16 protein-coding genes and 1 tRNA gene are annotated in these 13,776 nt (G+C 58.8%); 3 read left to right on the forward strand and 14 right to left on the reverse strand.

What is annotated here, in order from left to right:
• Nucleotides 1-393: 393 nt before the first annotated feature.
• Nucleotides 394-2,232 (forward strand): hypothetical protein, encoded by a 1,839-nt coding sequence (locus tag NS334_RS18240; RefSeq protein ID WP_193753057.1) that lies wholly within the window; start codon nt 394-396, stop codon nt 2,230-2,232.
• A gap of 228 nt (nt 2,233-2,460) precedes the next feature.
• Complete coding sequence (locus tag NS334_RS18245) at nt 2,461-2,967, forward strand: hypothetical protein (RefSeq protein ID WP_153002691.1); 507 nt, start codon at nt 2,461-2,463, stop codon at nt 2,965-2,967.
• Nucleotides 2,968-3,073: 106 nt separating this feature from the next.
• Here NS334_RS18245 and NS334_RS10320 read toward each other — a convergent pair whose 3' ends face one another.
• From NS334_RS10320 to NS334_RS10340, 10 genes are all read right to left on the reverse strand, one after another.
• Nucleotides 3,074-3,346 carry a hypothetical protein gene (locus tag NS334_RS10320; RefSeq protein ID WP_058755886.1) on the reverse strand — a complete coding sequence of 91 codons (273 nt, stop codon included), beginning with the start codon at nt 3,344-3,346 and terminating at the stop codon, nt 3,074-3,076.
• Between the two features lie 13 nt (nt 3,347-3,359).
• On the reverse strand, nt 3,360-3,797 hold the full coding sequence (locus tag NS334_RS18250; protein WP_153002692.1) for a hypothetical protein: 438 nt from the start codon (nt 3,795-3,797) through the stop codon (nt 3,360-3,362).
• A complete protein-coding gene (locus NS334_RS18255) occupies nt 3,794-4,117 on the reverse strand; it encodes a hypothetical protein (RefSeq protein ID WP_153002693.1) in 324 nt (107 codons plus the stop codon). The genes NS334_RS18250 and NS334_RS18255 overlap by 4 nt, the downstream gene beginning before the upstream one ends.
• 54 nt (nt 4,118-4,171) lie before the next feature.
• Nucleotides 4,172-4,456, reverse strand: coding sequence for a hypothetical protein (locus NS334_RS18260; RefSeq protein ID WP_193753058.1), 285 nt, complete (start codon nt 4,454-4,456; stop codon nt 4,172-4,174).
• Nucleotides 4,457-4,511: 55 nt separating this feature from the next.
• Complete coding sequence (locus NS334_RS10325; protein ID WP_058755887.1) at nt 4,512-5,243, reverse strand: hypothetical protein; 732 nt, start codon at nt 5,241-5,243, stop codon at nt 4,512-4,514.
• Between the two features lie 582 nt (nt 5,244-5,825).
• Nucleotides 5,826-6,812, reverse strand: coding sequence for a hypothetical protein (locus NS334_RS18265; protein WP_153002695.1), 987 nt, complete (start codon nt 6,810-6,812; stop codon nt 5,826-5,828).
• The gene (locus NS334_RS18270; protein WP_153002696.1) at nt 6,785-7,141 is read right to left on the reverse strand and encodes a hypothetical protein; all 357 of its coding nucleotides are present in this window, start codon (nt 7,139-7,141) and stop codon (nt 6,785-6,787) included. The genes NS334_RS18265 and NS334_RS18270 overlap by 28 nt, the downstream gene beginning before the upstream one ends.
• A 3-nt stretch (nt 7,142-7,144) precedes the next feature.
• Nucleotides 7,145-7,393 (reverse strand): helix-turn-helix transcriptional regulator, encoded by a 249-nt coding sequence (locus NS334_RS10330; protein ID WP_058755888.1) that lies wholly within the window; start codon nt 7,391-7,393, stop codon nt 7,145-7,147.
• Nucleotides 7,394-7,608: 215 nt separating this feature from the next.
• The gene (locus NS334_RS10335) at nt 7,609-8,892 is read right to left on the reverse strand and encodes a tyrosine-type recombinase/integrase (RefSeq protein WP_058755889.1); all 1,284 of its coding nucleotides are present in this window, start codon (nt 8,890-8,892) and stop codon (nt 7,609-7,611) included.
• 148 nt (nt 8,893-9,040) lie between these two features.
• Nucleotides 9,041-9,131, reverse strand: a tRNA-Ser gene (locus NS334_RS10340).
• A gap of 92 nt (nt 9,132-9,223) precedes the next feature.
• On the opposite strand from NS334_RS10340, the gene NS334_RS10345 reads away from it, so the two are divergent.
• Complete coding sequence (locus tag NS334_RS10345) at nt 9,224-10,072, forward strand: peptidylprolyl isomerase (RefSeq protein ID WP_058755890.1); 849 nt, start codon at nt 9,224-9,226, stop codon at nt 10,070-10,072.
• A gap of 7 nt (nt 10,073-10,079) precedes the next feature.
• Here the strand turns inward: NS334_RS10345 and NS334_RS10350 are convergent, their stop codons facing one another.
• From NS334_RS10350 to NS334_RS10365, 4 genes are read right to left on the reverse strand one after another with little or no spacing between them, the layout of a single operon-like run.
• Nucleotides 10,080-10,685, reverse strand: a complete 606-nt coding sequence (locus NS334_RS10350; protein WP_058755891.1) for an ABC-type transport auxiliary lipoprotein family protein — start codon at nt 10,683-10,685, stop codon at nt 10,080-10,082.
• Entirely contained in the window at nt 10,682-11,647 is a 966-nt protein-coding gene (locus NS334_RS10355; RefSeq protein WP_058755892.1) for an MlaD family protein, read from the reverse strand. The genes NS334_RS10350 and NS334_RS10355 overlap by 4 nt, the downstream gene beginning before the upstream one ends.
• Nucleotides 11,648-11,650: 3 nt before the next feature.
• Nucleotides 11,651-12,592, reverse strand: coding sequence for an ABC transporter ATP-binding protein (locus tag NS334_RS10360; protein WP_058755893.1), 942 nt, complete (start codon nt 12,590-12,592; stop codon nt 11,651-11,653).
• Nucleotides 12,592-13,701: an ABC transporter permease gene (locus NS334_RS10365; protein ID WP_058755913.1), complete on the reverse strand. Its 1,110-nt coding sequence runs from the start codon at nt 13,699-13,701 to the stop codon at nt 12,592-12,594. The genes NS334_RS10360 and NS334_RS10365 overlap by 1 nt, the downstream gene beginning before the upstream one ends.
• Between the last annotated feature and the right edge of the window lie 75 nt (nt 13,702-13,776).

A 13,776-nucleotide genomic window follows, 5' to 3' on the forward strand; every position in this document is an offset into this window, starting at 1 on the left:
GATTCGGATGCGCTCGCGCGCCACAACAACCGCCGGTCTCTGGTCCCGGCTGGATGAAACCCGGGGGTCACGTCATAAGGTCGCACGCCGCCAATCTGCCTGGTAGGCTCACAGCATGAAAACTCGCCACTTTCGGCGGTTTTCTGCGGGTTTCGCCACTTAAAAAGCCTCAAAGTGAAAAGGTCGTCTGCAGGCCTGCAGGCGCCCTTTTCGTACCTGTAACTGTCGTGCATTTGAGCCAATTTCGCCTGTTGGCTGACCTGCTAAGGTTTTTGGCAAATTCGCGTACTCATCAATCAACGCACTGATTTTCCACCATTCTCTGAATCCAGATGATGGAAAACAGCCCTGTGAGTGGCGTGTCTTTGTGCAATCTGGTGGCGTGTGAACGTCATGCCGAAACAAGACGCGCAAGGCGGCGGTGGGAAGGCCTTCCTTTCAGGCGCTTGCGCGAACGCCGCTCTGTCCCCCCAGCAAATCCAAAAGCTGTTGTTATACAAACGATTCTTTAAGCTTCTTATCCTCGATATTCGGAACGAGCTCAAAGCACAGGTAGACCAGAGCTTTCTCACGCGCCTCCGGGATCGAGTGTCGGGAACCTCAGCAGAAATTTTCCACGGCCTTGATAAGGTTATCAAGAATCTGGACAACCCCAACTATGAGGATATAGTTGGTATTTTGACCAAGCAGGTCAAGATAAACAATAAAGACCAGGAGAGCGAGAAGCTAACCGCCGGATCCAAGCTAACAGCCTCCCCGGCTAGCGTAGGCGCAGAAGTGAGTGTGGGAGCGGAGCTAAATCAAAGTCATGAAAATGCGGACGAGGAAATCTACACTAAGCTGCTAATGCGTGTTATCGGTGTTAATGATGTTATTGCCGAAATCAAACGCATTCTAGACTCTCTTGGCATAAGAAGTCTTTACATATTCCTTGATGATTTCTCTGAGCTACCTCGCGAGGCGATGCAGCTTCTAGTGGATGCGCTTATCTCGCCACTCGCGCGCTGGTCAGACTTCATCAAATTCAAGATTGCTGCGTATCCGGGACGTGTTTACCTAGGATCACTCGACAAGACCAAAATCGAGGAAATCCAGCTTGATCTGTATGGGCTGTATGGCAGCTCTGGCGTCGCAAAAATGGAAGAAAAAGCGACCGATTTTGTCCGCCGAATTGTCGAAAAACGCATTCAACATTTTTGTAAAGTCGAAGCAAGTAGCTTCTTCAATCATCGGGTGCCAGATGTCTGGCGAACCCTTTTCTACGCTTCTATGGCTAATCCGCGCATCCTTGGCCACCTTATGCTCTATGCCTACGATACGCAGCTCATTTACGGCAGCTTGATTGGCAATCAGTCAATACAAGAAGCCTCTCAGAGGTTCTACGAAGAGAAGATTTCCCCGTTTTTTGCCACCGGCAAGTACCGGATGGCACTTGACGAACGATCATCAATTTACTCCCTCAAGGAGCTTCTTGAAACAATTGTAACTCGCGCTCGCGCCATACGCCAAGAAGGGTCACGAGACAGCTCCGTTTCAAAATCTAGATCGTACGCAAGCCATTTCTATGTGTCTCACGAATTTGATGAACTTCTTCAATCTTTGGAGACGTCGTTCTTCGTTACGAAATATTTTGAACAATCCGATCGGGAGGGCGTAAGAGTCTCCATTTATGCTTTGAATTACGGTCTTTGTGTCAAATACCAAATTGGATTTGGCCGTCCCACTGATCGGCGCGAGGACAGGCTGTATTTTGTCGATCGAAAGTTTGACTATAATGCAATAGTAAGAGGCTACATTCAGGAAAATCAAGAGATAAAGTGCACCAACTGCAGCAAAGAGTATGGCATTGCCATGCTACCCGCTTTGCAAATGCTACACATGCGTTGTCCGACCTGCTCCGTTGGCGAATGCAAGGTTGTTAACTTATCAAAGAAATATGGCGACGTCATTGAGATGATTAAGCCAGATCTACTGCTCCCTGAAACCGAGCTTGGTATTATGCAAACCCTTTTTAATGAAGCCAAGCCTATGGTTGCCTCTGAGATAGCCGGAGACCTAGATTGCTCTGGTCAGTTGGTTGGGCGAAGAGGTAGAAACCTTGCTGAACGTAAGCTTGTAGACCGAACCTATATCGGTCAAGTTTACCGCTATGATCTTACATCTCAAGCTAAATCGGCGTACTTCAGCGATGCTTCAGAGAACGAGCTGAACCTACCTCCTGTTGATGATTGAGGTGAGCGGCCGACTTGGCTGAGAGAAGACAGGCCGTGTTTGATTGCGGATCCGTGACGATCATAGCCTATGTTTTGCCGCTGAGCCCATTTAACATCCTGTTGAGAGTAAATGACAATTCGAGTGAGCGTTGACCGATCTAGCGCGCGGTTCCATTTAAAACAGACAGAAGTCTGTTTTAAAGACCCAAGGTCAAGCGATTAGCTTTATGGAGGATAATTCTTAATCATGGACATTGTAGCCGGTATTGGAGCTGTCAGCTCGGCCTTGTCAATTGCCCAAACTCTTAGAGGAATTGATAAGTCATATGGGGATGCGACCTACAAAGCTCAACTTGCCGAGCTCATTGTAGCTTTGGCAGATGCAAAGCTGGCAATGGCTGAGGCAAAAGAGAATCTCGCCAGTAAGGATAAGGAGATTGAACGTCTGACACTCGCATTTTCAACAAAGTCTTCGCTGGTGGCTGGCGAAGGTGGCTACAACTACCTGGCTGACGCGAACGGCAATGCCATTGGCTACCCGGTGTGCCCGAAATGCGAGCAAGTTTATGGCCGGATCATGCAAACCAAGGAGCACGAGCATAGCGGTAAAGCCCGCTGCCCAGCATGCAGCGATATCTACTCGCCGGTAATATGCTATCTCCCTCAAGGAACCGGCTATGTAACGAAGCAAGACAAAGAGACTGCCGAGTGGAACGCGTCTATGAGCCGTGCGAACAGTGCCTCCTATTATTGAAGAGGTTCGGCGGAGGCACAGGAAGCCATATGAGCCGGCTAAGCGCCTGACTTTGCTGCCCACATTGTAGGCAAGCCGGTCCCATGCCACCCCTTGTTCTTTCTTCCTAGATGCCAGACAGCTTCACTTTGGGCGCTAGCGGCAATCGGAAGCCCTCTTGATCGACCGGCAAAGGGGCTGCACCGAGCGCTTCCACGACGCGCGCTATGATGACGGCAGTGGCCGCATTGATCCCATCGGCATCAAGGTTGCTGGCGCGACCAGGCTTCTTGGCCACGCCGATACCGCCGCGCGAGGCGTCGAACAGCACGCCGCACGCCAAGGCATTCTCCGCCTTCCGTATCACGCGGTCGGCCTGCCGGCTCGCAAGGTCTTTCATCTTCAATCCCTTTCTATCGCAGCGGTGTTGAAGTGGGGTGGCCTACGGCGGCGCTCACCCGCATCGGTTCGGTGAATGGTTCAGGCGCATGGGCTGCCATCTTATCGCGAAAGCCCCGCCAATCATCTGTCGCCCGGTCGAATGCGACGGGCACCGGTTCGGGATCGGCAATGGCGCTAGGAGCCTCGCACGGCGCTTGGGCGGGCGAGGACGGCGGATAGCGCATCAACAGCACCTGGCGCGGCCCCACGCCCGTCCTGGCCCGCGAAACGAGATCATCCAGCCCTTCGCCCCATCGGCGTTCGACAACCTGGCCCGCGATCGTGTCCAGGCCGGTCACGCGATCGTCGCTGGTGTCATAGAGCGCAAAGATGATTGATCGACGCGGACGCTTGACCTTCCCACGCTCAAGGCGACGAACCCGCGTTCGAAGACCAAGGTGCCGGCTCATTTGCCTTCAACCTCGTCAAGCCGTTGAGTCAGCTTCTCGACAGTTTCACGTTCGATCGCGCGGCTAATTTGATCCAAGGCATAGATTAACTTCGTGCCTTTATTCACGTCGAGAACGCCAGACCGCATTTCCCTATAGATTTTTGTCATCTGCCGACGCGCCGCGCTCGCACTCTCAATCCGAAGTCTTTTCCCTTCGCCAGCTTTAGTCCGGGAGGGGGAGGGATCGATCGCAATGGCAGGTTTTGCGCCAGCTTCGCCCCAGCCGGCGCTACCATTTACTGCCTTTTCAATTGTCGGATAGGATGCCCAGCCAGCCATTTGTTGTAATCCATCGTGCCCGGTCGATCATTCTCTAACGCGAACGACCCACCATCACAACTTACTCAAAGGATACGGACTGCCACCAAGAATGAAAAGTTCTTCAAGAGCCGTTATGACCCCCTCATATGCTGATAGCTTCGCCCGGTCGCTTACATCCTCATCCTTAGTGAAGCTTAGGTACAACGCGAACATTTTACGATAACGTTCGATTTCCTCTTGCCGGCTTCGCAACGGATAGGGGGTCGCTGCCGGCTCTACTTTCAAGAAAACGCCGCTGTCGCCGGTTAGATATGGTTCGCACATCCGGCCCCACTCGTGTTCAGGTGTCATCTTCATATCCCACATTGTGTGGGCCAAGGCATCGCCCGCTACCTTGGCTGCCGTCAGTTCATTATCGCCCGTTGTGGGCAGCGATGTTGCGAGCCGCCGCCAATTCGGCCCTTGTCTTGGCCGCCCCTGGCTCGGTCCCGGCACGAAGCTTGGCGAACGTCGGTGCCATAGCGTCACCAGCCGCATCGATCTTCGTCATGGCCAACAGCAAGGCGTTGCGAAGACGGAATGCCGCCGGGTCGGCCTTCTCCATCACGCGATTTCGAATGTTATCGCGTTGTTCGGCAACCAAGCCGGTGAGAAACAACGGCGCTTCGATCAACGTCGCCAGCGCCGCGTTTTCACCTTGCTGTATCAGGCCAGCGAGCGTTTCGGCGCGCTGGCCAGGCTTCATCATGAAGAAGGCTGACGTAATCGCATTGAAGTGCGCCGGGTTCGCCTTCAAGCCTGCCGCTTCTTCAAGATTCCGTTCGACGTGTTGCAACTCCCCACGCACGGACTGCATGGCGCTACCAAGCCGCTGTTCAGCCGCACGTTCGGAAGCTTCGACGCGTTCACGCACAAGCCGGTCATGTTTCGCCGCCCGGTCTTCCGGGTCTTGGTTGCCGCGAAATTCGTTGTCGGCGTTGTAGGTGGTGTGGAGGAACCCCAGCGCTTGGCTTGCCTGGCGCAATGCCGAGTTGTTGAAGCCTTCATGCTCAACCTGGCCTTCGTGCCAGTGCATCGGCATCGCGCCTTCGATGGGCTTCAGGGGAACGTCAGCGACGCCCGTAGGAACGGTATATGTCGACATCTCATCAATCCTTTAGGTTCGGCGGACCTTCGATCCGCCGGGTTCGTCATCCAAGCTGTTGAAAGGTTGCGATTTTTCTTGCGTTTTCCTCGGCCGCCCTACTTTGGCTCTTTCTTTGCCGCACCGACGCGTCCATTCGGTCAAGCAATTCACCAAAAAGTTGGCTCAAATTTTCAGTTTTCCTTTTCATGGTCCTTGTCCTTGGAAGAACGGAAAAGAGGGTGTGAAGAATGCACGGAATATCTAAGTGGCTGTTTCCCCTTGTGAATATGCGAAATAAGAAGATAAGAAGAATAAGAAGCATGTTTCAGGATGGCGGTTGTACCCATTTTGAGCGCCATCCTTCTTCCGTTCTCTTATTCTTATCCCTCGCAAAACCGACTAGTTAGCGTTCTTCAGACGGTGCTTCCGGTTCTTTTAATCGTCGGCCCGCATGAAGGTGTCTTCGTGAGTTATGCCGTAGGATTTCCCAGCGTGGTTGTACTGCTTCAGCATATCACCAGGTGAAATCGTGCGGATTTCATCATTTTCGACCAGTTGGCCGACAGCGCGCTTGACGGCATTGTTAGCGCCGGCTTTGTCTTACTTAAACATTGGAAGGTTCGCCAATCGGCTATGAAGGTACTTGTGGGTAAAATGATGGGCACGGTGCATTTCGAAGGTGCACCCGCATTTTTCATACTTTCCGACCTCCGCTTTAACGTACTCGCGAATGACGGCACGAACCTTGCGAAGTTGCTTGGTTTCATTTCCGGCTTCTTGACCAATGTCACCAGCTTCGAACTTAGAAAGCAATGCCGTCGTTTGACCGACGATAAGGTTCGTTGCCCACATTGTTTCATTGATGGTAAAAACGGGGTCGTGCATGTTGATCCCGACTGCGCATAGGCTGGCTAGTTTTAGTGCCTTCAGATGAGCTCGGTTCCACAACTCGCGGTGGATCTCTGAACTGTGGGTATTGATTTGATGGTCGACCCAAGCTCCGAACTCGCGGAACTTAGCTTTGGCTTCGTCGTCCGCCGCCACTACGCTAACGTTGTTACTCTGGTTTAATGCCAGGCATTGCGCGCACAAATCAGCCAGGCGTTGTGTCAGGCCGGCGTCAGGTGACACAGCCGGCGCTTCTTGCAGCGCGGAGCGCCGCCCTTTCGCTTCGATAACCATGAAGCGGGGCAACAAGCCGCTAAGCACCATGCTTTCGTTCAATGCCTCAAAGACGACGCCGGGAACGCTTTCACCTATCAGGGTCAACGACGGTGCCACGATTACGGCCGTGCGCTTCTCGCGCTCGCTGTAAGCGATTGGGTCAACGATCCGGCCGGCACCAGACTTTCCGTATAGGTCTAGTAGAGTAGCCTTCAACGTTTCGTCATTCGGGTTTGCACGAGGGGACGCAATCGCCTTCAGCTTATAGCCGAACTCACCAATGACGCTGACAATTGAAGGGGTCTTATCCAGCGCCTTCAATAAGCCAGCCGAACTTACCAGCACTGGCCCTTTGAAAGCGCTGGCCGCCGGTACGCCGTTCTTGATAATCGCAGCTAGTATTTTGTCGATGCCAGAAGCCATAGCTTCGTTTCCATACCTGTTGATGCAAGTAGCAACAGATATTGGTTCAACCCCGCATTGGTGTAAGTGTTGTAGGCTTTCCCACATACGCCAGCTAAAAAGCCGATCGCGCCGGTAAGAGCAATATCGCAATTTGGATGCGGTGCGGCGTCATAGATGAAGCGACACACGTCTCCGATCAGACCTGGCGGAACAGCCGCTTTTCCTTGCTGGTCCGTTTCGTTGCAGCTATTTGAACTCGCCGCGTCTGTTTTCCTTTCGGATGCGGTGTCCTTGTAGGAGGGCGGGTCGGCCCGGTTCGTTGACCCGCCCTTTTCGCCGAAGAACATGGCTCAAGCCGTGACCTGGCTGGCTTGGGCAACCTTGCGCTGAATGAAGCGGTTAAGGTCCGCTTCAAGCACCACCGTCTTTTTTGGCGTTAGCTTGATGCGCTGAAGTTCACCCGAAGCGAACAACTCATAGATTGCAGATTTCTGAAGGCAAAGCCGGCGACTAAGTTCCGGCAAGTCAACAAAGCGCGGCGGCTTCGGCTCATTGTCTATAAGCATGGCGATTTCCTGGCATTGCGCCAGCCGCGACATAGGATAAGGGCGACTGGCATGTTAACGCCGCCGCCCCTAGGGCTACTCGACAAACCCCGACACTTACCCACCCTGTGTCTTCTAACGAAGAACCGGCCTAACCGGTGATAAGCTTCAGATTTCTCGGCTGCCCGTATGTGCTAATACGGGCCAATATGGTCTGTAAAGAAGAAAAAGTGCTGACCCTGATTTTTTAAGTGCAGGTACAAATAACCTTACGCAGATACTGAAAACATTGGAACTACGTTGTCACCTTCAGGAAGTGCGCCACAGTAGTTGCCCCAAACCTTCATTATATCCTTCCGAAGATCGAACAGGTCGTCATATTGGTAAGCACCTTCGACCTTGTTTGGATTTGTGTGGGCCAACGCTAGTTCCAGCGCTTCACGCGACATGCCGCGTTGTTTCGCCCCCCATTGCCGAAAGGACGCCCGCATACCGTGGGCAGTCACGCCAGGCCGCACGCGCTTTAAAACCTTCGATACCGCCACGTCGGACAGGAGGCCGCCCCGCTCGCCTGGGAATATGCGAGGGTGATCGCGCAAGCGCTTCTCCCGCATGGTTTCCAGTATCTCTAGCGCCTCCGCACACAAGGGCACCCGGTGCCGCTCACCAGCCTTCATGCGCGCCCCCGGTATGTCCCACACCTCGCCGTCAATTTCTGCCCACAGCGCGCCCCTAGCCTCGCCTGAACGGCACGCCGTTAGGATCGACCACCGTAGGAGCATGGCGGACGTACTGTCGCTCTTACGCAGTTCGGCCATGATCGCTGGGATTTCCTCGGGCGGCGCGGATGCATGATGCTTCACGCTACTGGCCTTGCGGGTTTCCAGCTTGAAGGCATGGGCCGGGTTGTAGCGGTGCGGCTCGCCTTCTTCCTTCGCCGCTTCCTCAAGGATGACGCCAATTCGTTGCTTCACCCGCTTTTGCGTTTCGGCCAGCGCCGCCAAGCCGCGTTGCGTCAAAACCGCCTTCACGTCGCCATAGGTGATTTCGCCGGGTCGCTTGTCACCGAAGCCCACGGATGCGCCAACGGGTTTGAACTCATATACCCATTTGCTGAACGTCGACGGCCATTGGTCGACCGCCTTTTCGTTGCGAGGCTTGCCGTGCCGTGGAGTGGCGCGAAGATGCGCAATGTAAGCCACAGCGAAATGCTTGAAGGTTAGCGCCGCCGCATCGTGCTTAGGCTTCAGCACGGTCTTAGGGTCGATGCCGTTGCGAACAGCCGCGCGCATTCGTTCAGCCAATTCGCGGGCTTCGGCTAAACCGCGCTCTTTCGTGCCGGCTTTGCCAAGCCTGATTTCGACCACTTTGCCGTTAGACTGATAGCGGAAGACCCAGCTTCGGGCACCTGTGGGCTTCACCTTCAGGAGCAAGTTCGGGGCAGCGGAATAAGAACCGGGTTCCGCCGTGTCGACCTGACGTGCCGCCGTTACCTTTTTCCCCGCCATTTCCGCCACCTTCGCCGGTTGGGACGCCAGGAAATAGCCGGCCATCCGTTCTTACTTCTGGTCCTATACCACAGGGCAAATCAATGCGGAATCATGCGGCAAAATGCGGACGAAAAGCACAAGTCGGGCTAGTTAGAGAATGGCGGTTTTCTGCCGATTTCTGGCTGAAAACCCTGGATTTCAGGGCTGTATGTGGCGGAGCGGGAGGGATTCGAACCCTCGATACGGTTTTGCCGTATACTCACTTTCCAGGCGAGCGCCTTCGACCACTCGGCCACCGCTCCGCATGCCTTGGAGGGCTCGCACTAGTGGGTGCCGGGCCGGGGCGCAAGCGGGTCGATTGCCTCATGCGCCGCAATCGGTCACGTTGCGCACCATGCCGCTGTTACACGCGATCCTCCTGCTCCTGCAGGCTGCCACCACGCCGGCCGCAGCGCATGATCCGCTGCCCGAGGATTGGCGCACGATCCCGGACGAGGAATTACTGGTCATGCGGCTGACGGGCAATCGCACCGTCACAATCCGGCTGGCCGCGACGCTGACGCCGCGCCACGTCGACAACATCCGGCGCCTCGCAGCTTACGGGTGGTGGAACGGGGAGAGCGTGTATCGCGTGCAGGAAAACTGGGTCGCGCAATGGGGCGACGTGACGGAGAAGAAGCCCCTGCCGCCCGGTGTCGCCACCGCCGTCGCGCCGGAGTTCGAGATTGCCCGCTTCGCCCCCGCGCAGCGCATGAGTCGCGCCGACACGCATTCCGCCGTCGCCGGGATCACCGCAGACGGATGGCCGGTCACCAGCGACGGACATGGCGCGGCGTGGCTGGCGCATTGCTACGGGATGGTCGGAGTCGCGCGTGACGAAGCGCCGACCTCCGGCACCGGGGCCGAATTGTTCACGCCGATCGGCCAATCCGCGCGGCGGCTCGATCGCAACTATGCGGTCGTCGGCCGGATCATCGACGGGATGCACCATCTGTCGGCGCTGCCGCGTGGCGCCGGCGCGATGGGGGTGTACGCCGATCCCGCAGAGCGGACGCCGATCCGTTCGATGACGCTCGCGAGCGCCTTGCCCGTCAGCGAGCGCCCGCATTTCCAGTACCGCGCCGCCGACAACCCGCGCTTCGCCGCCCTGATCCACCGCCGCGAGTATCCGCCCGCACCGACGATCGGCTCGGGCGGGGCCGACGTCTGCGAGGTGCCGCTGGAGGTGCGTCGCGCCCCGTGAGCCGGCGTCAGCGTTGCGCGGCAACCCAGTCGGCGACTTGCGTCGCGACCTGGTTCGCCGCCTGGCTGATCGCCACACCCGCCTGGTCGGCGTCGACGGCGGTCACCGGCACCCGCGCCTCGAAGCGACGCTTCTCGACGTTGGTGCGTCCGGCGGGCACCAGCGAGGCGTCGTAGATCACCACCGCCTGCCGCTGAGTCGCATCCAGTCCGAAGCTGCGCAGCTCGCCGCTCAGCGTCGCGCTGGGATCCTCGAACGCCTGAGCCGGCGACAGCACCACCATGTTGGCACGCGCGGTCAGCGTGTCGGCAAGCAACCGCGCCAGCAGACGCGCGGGCGGCTCCGCCCATTGCGCGTTCTTCACATAGGCGATCGAGGTGGGCGTGACCTGCACGGGCACGCGCGTACCGGAGATCGACTGCGGCACCGCCGGTGCCTGCACCACGATCGCGCGCGCGCCGGCCGAGTTCTGCATCGCCCCGGGCGCCGGCTGCGCCTGCGGAGCGATCGTCAGCAGCGACGGCGGCGGCGCCGCGCCGAACCGGATACATCCCGCTAGCGGCACCAGCGCCGCGACCACCAGCAGCTTGTTCGCGAAAGAGCGCACGGTCATTTCCCCTTGTAATCCGGCAACGCGGGCTGGCCGACCAGCGAGCTGGCCCCGTTCTGCTCGACGCGCTCGCTGATCGCGGCCAGCGATGCGGCGGTCACACGCAGGTCGCGCACCAACTGATTGACCTGCGGGATGGTCTGCTTGCTGAAGGTCGTCAGCCCGGGCCGCGCATCCCCGATCGCGGCGTTCAGCGTCTCGGCGCTCTGCTGCGCGGAGGTGATCGCCTTGTTCAGATTGGCCATTGCCGGCTGGACGTCGTTCGCCAGTACGCCGTTGGTGGTCTGCGCCAGCGCGCCGATCTGCTCGGCGGCGTTGCCGGCCTGCTGGATCGCGACGCGGGTCTGCGCCAGCGTGGCGGCGATCTCCGGCCCACGATCGGCCAGCGCATCGGTCAGGCGATTGGTGTTGTCGAGGATGCCCGCGATCGACGCCTGATTGCGGTCGCTCAGCATCCCGGTCAATCGCTCGGTCAGCGTCGACAGCCGCTCCAGCAACTGCGGGGCGGAGTTCAGGATCGCGCCGATCCCGCCGGTCTTGGTCGGGATCACCGGCACGCCCAGCGGGCAGACGCTCTTCGCGGTCGCACCGTCCGGGCAGGTGATCGGCTGCGCGCCCTTGATCGCGCCGTCCAGACTGACGGTACTGGTACCGGTGAAGCTGCCCTGGATCGTCGCGGTCGTACCGCGCAGGATCGGGGTATCATCGTTCACGCTGATCCGCACCCGCACATATTGCGGATCCGGCTGCCAGAGGGAAATGCTCTTCACCTGCCCCGACGGCACGCCCGAGAACGTGACCGACGACCCCTTCGCCAGCCCGTCGACCGCCTGCCGGAAGAAGATGTCGTAATCGCGCTCCTCCGCACCGCCGATCCGCGCGATCCACACCGTGAAGATCGCGACCAGCGCGAGCAGGATCAGCACGACGGCGCCGACAAGGACGTGGTTCGATCGCGTTTCCATCTCTCAGCCCCTATCGCCCGAGCCGCCGCCCGGCGTGGTCAGGTCCATCGTATCCGCGCGGCGCGCGTAATCGTCCGCCGTGCCGCCCTGCGAGCGCTGCCCGGTCTGCGCGCTCGTCACCTCGGTCGGATGCGCGGCGACGTCCAACCGTTCCTTCGAGGCCACGGCGGCGCGCCCGCGCGGCCCGTTGAAATATTCCTGTATCCACGGATGATCCAGCGCCAGCAATTCGTCGATCGTGCCCACCGCGATCACCCGCTTGTCGGCCAACACCGCGACGCGGTCGCAGATGGCGTAGAGGGTGTCGAGATCGTGGGTGATGAGGAAGACGGTCAGCCCCAGCGTCTTCTGCAATGCCTTGGTCAGATCGTCGAACGCCGCCGCGCCGATCGGGTCCAGCCCGGCGGTCGGCTCGTCGAGGAACAGCAGTTCGGGGTCGAGCGCCAGCGCGCGCGCCAGCCCGGCCCGCTTCTTCATGCCCCCGGACAGTTCGGCGGGGTATTTGGGCCCGGCATCGGCCGGCAAACCGGTCATCACGACCTTGTACGACGCGATCTCGTCGAGCAACGCCAGATCGAGTTCGGGATAGAATTCGCGCAGCGGCACCTGCACGTTCTCCGCCACCGTCAAGGTGGAGAACAACGCCCCGCCCTGGAACAGCACGCCCCAGCGCTTGCGGATCTCGACCGTCTCCAGCTCGCTGCGGTTCAGTGTCGGCTCGCCGAACACGTCAACCTGCCCCGCGCTCGGCGATTGCAGCCCGATGATCGACCGCATCAGCACCGACTTGCCGGTACCCGAGCCGCCGACCACGCCCAGGATCTCGCCACGCCGGACCTCGAGGTCCAGCTTGTCGTGGATCACCTGATCGCCGAACGTATTGCGCAGCCCGCTCACCTTGATGATCGGCGCGCTGTCGCGACGAGGCGTATTGTGCTGCGGCATCAGATCCAGCCGATCTGTTCGAAGAAGACCGCGAAGAACGCGTCGATGACGATCACCATGAAGATCGCCTGCACCACCGCCGACGTGGTCTTCAACCCGACCTGCTCGGCGTCGCCCTTCACCTGCATCCCCTGGAAACATCCCGCGACCGCGATGATCGCACCGAAAACCGGCGCCTTGATCAATCCGACATACAGATCGGTGATCGGCACCACTTCGCGGATGCGCGCGATGAAGGCGACGGGCGGAATGTCGAGCGCGAACCAGCACAGCAGCCCGCCGCCGATGATCGACAGGATCGACGCATAGAAGCCCAGCAGCGGCATCAGCACCACCGCCGCGATCGTGCGCGGCAGGACCAGCGCCTCCATCGGCGACACGCCGATCGTGCGCATCGCGTCGATTTCCTCGGTCAGCTTCATCGTGCCCAACTGCGCGGCGAACGCGGACCCGGAGCGTCCCGCCACCATGATCGCGGTCATCAGCACGCCCAGCTCGCGCAAGGTGATGCGCCCGACTAGATTGATCGTGAACGCCTCCGCGCCGAACTGCCGGAGCTGCACCGCGCCCTGCTGTGCGATGACGACGCCGATCAGGAAGCTCATCAGCCCGATGATGCCCAGTGCGGAGACGCCGACGACCTCGAACCGCTGCACCGTCGCATTGAAGCGGAACCGGCGCGGGTGGCGCATCACCCCCCAGAAGGCGATGATCGTCTCACCCATGAAGGCGAGCAGGCCGAGCGCGGTGCGTGCCGAATGCGCCGTCGCCTCCCCCACTTCGCCCAGCACGCGACGGAAGGCGGACGTGGAATGCGGCCGCATCTGCACCGGCTGATCGGCGGCCTGCACCTGTTCGAGCAGGTTCTGCCCGTCCCCGCTCAATCCCTCGATCCGCGCATCACGTTCGCGCGCGAAGCGGTGGATCACCCAGGCGCCGATCGTGTCGATCCGGTCCACCCCGGACAGATCGATCACCGCCACGTCATCACCCTGCCGCTCCAGCCGCTTGGGCAGATCGCCGAGCTTCGGCAGCGACAAATCGCCGGTAAAGCGCATGACCGAACCGCCGCCGGCGCGATCAAGGGTGAAGTCGGCTGCCGCTGTCATCGATCGGTTCATGCGGCAAAGCTCATGTCGTCACAAGCGTCGAACCGCATAATCGTTCCGAGGCCGTATCACTTT

The organism is Sphingomonas endophytica (genome assembly GCF_001476895.1).
GTDB lineage: Bacteria > Pseudomonadota > Alphaproteobacteria > Sphingomonadales > Sphingomonadaceae > Sphingomonas > Sphingomonas endophytica_A.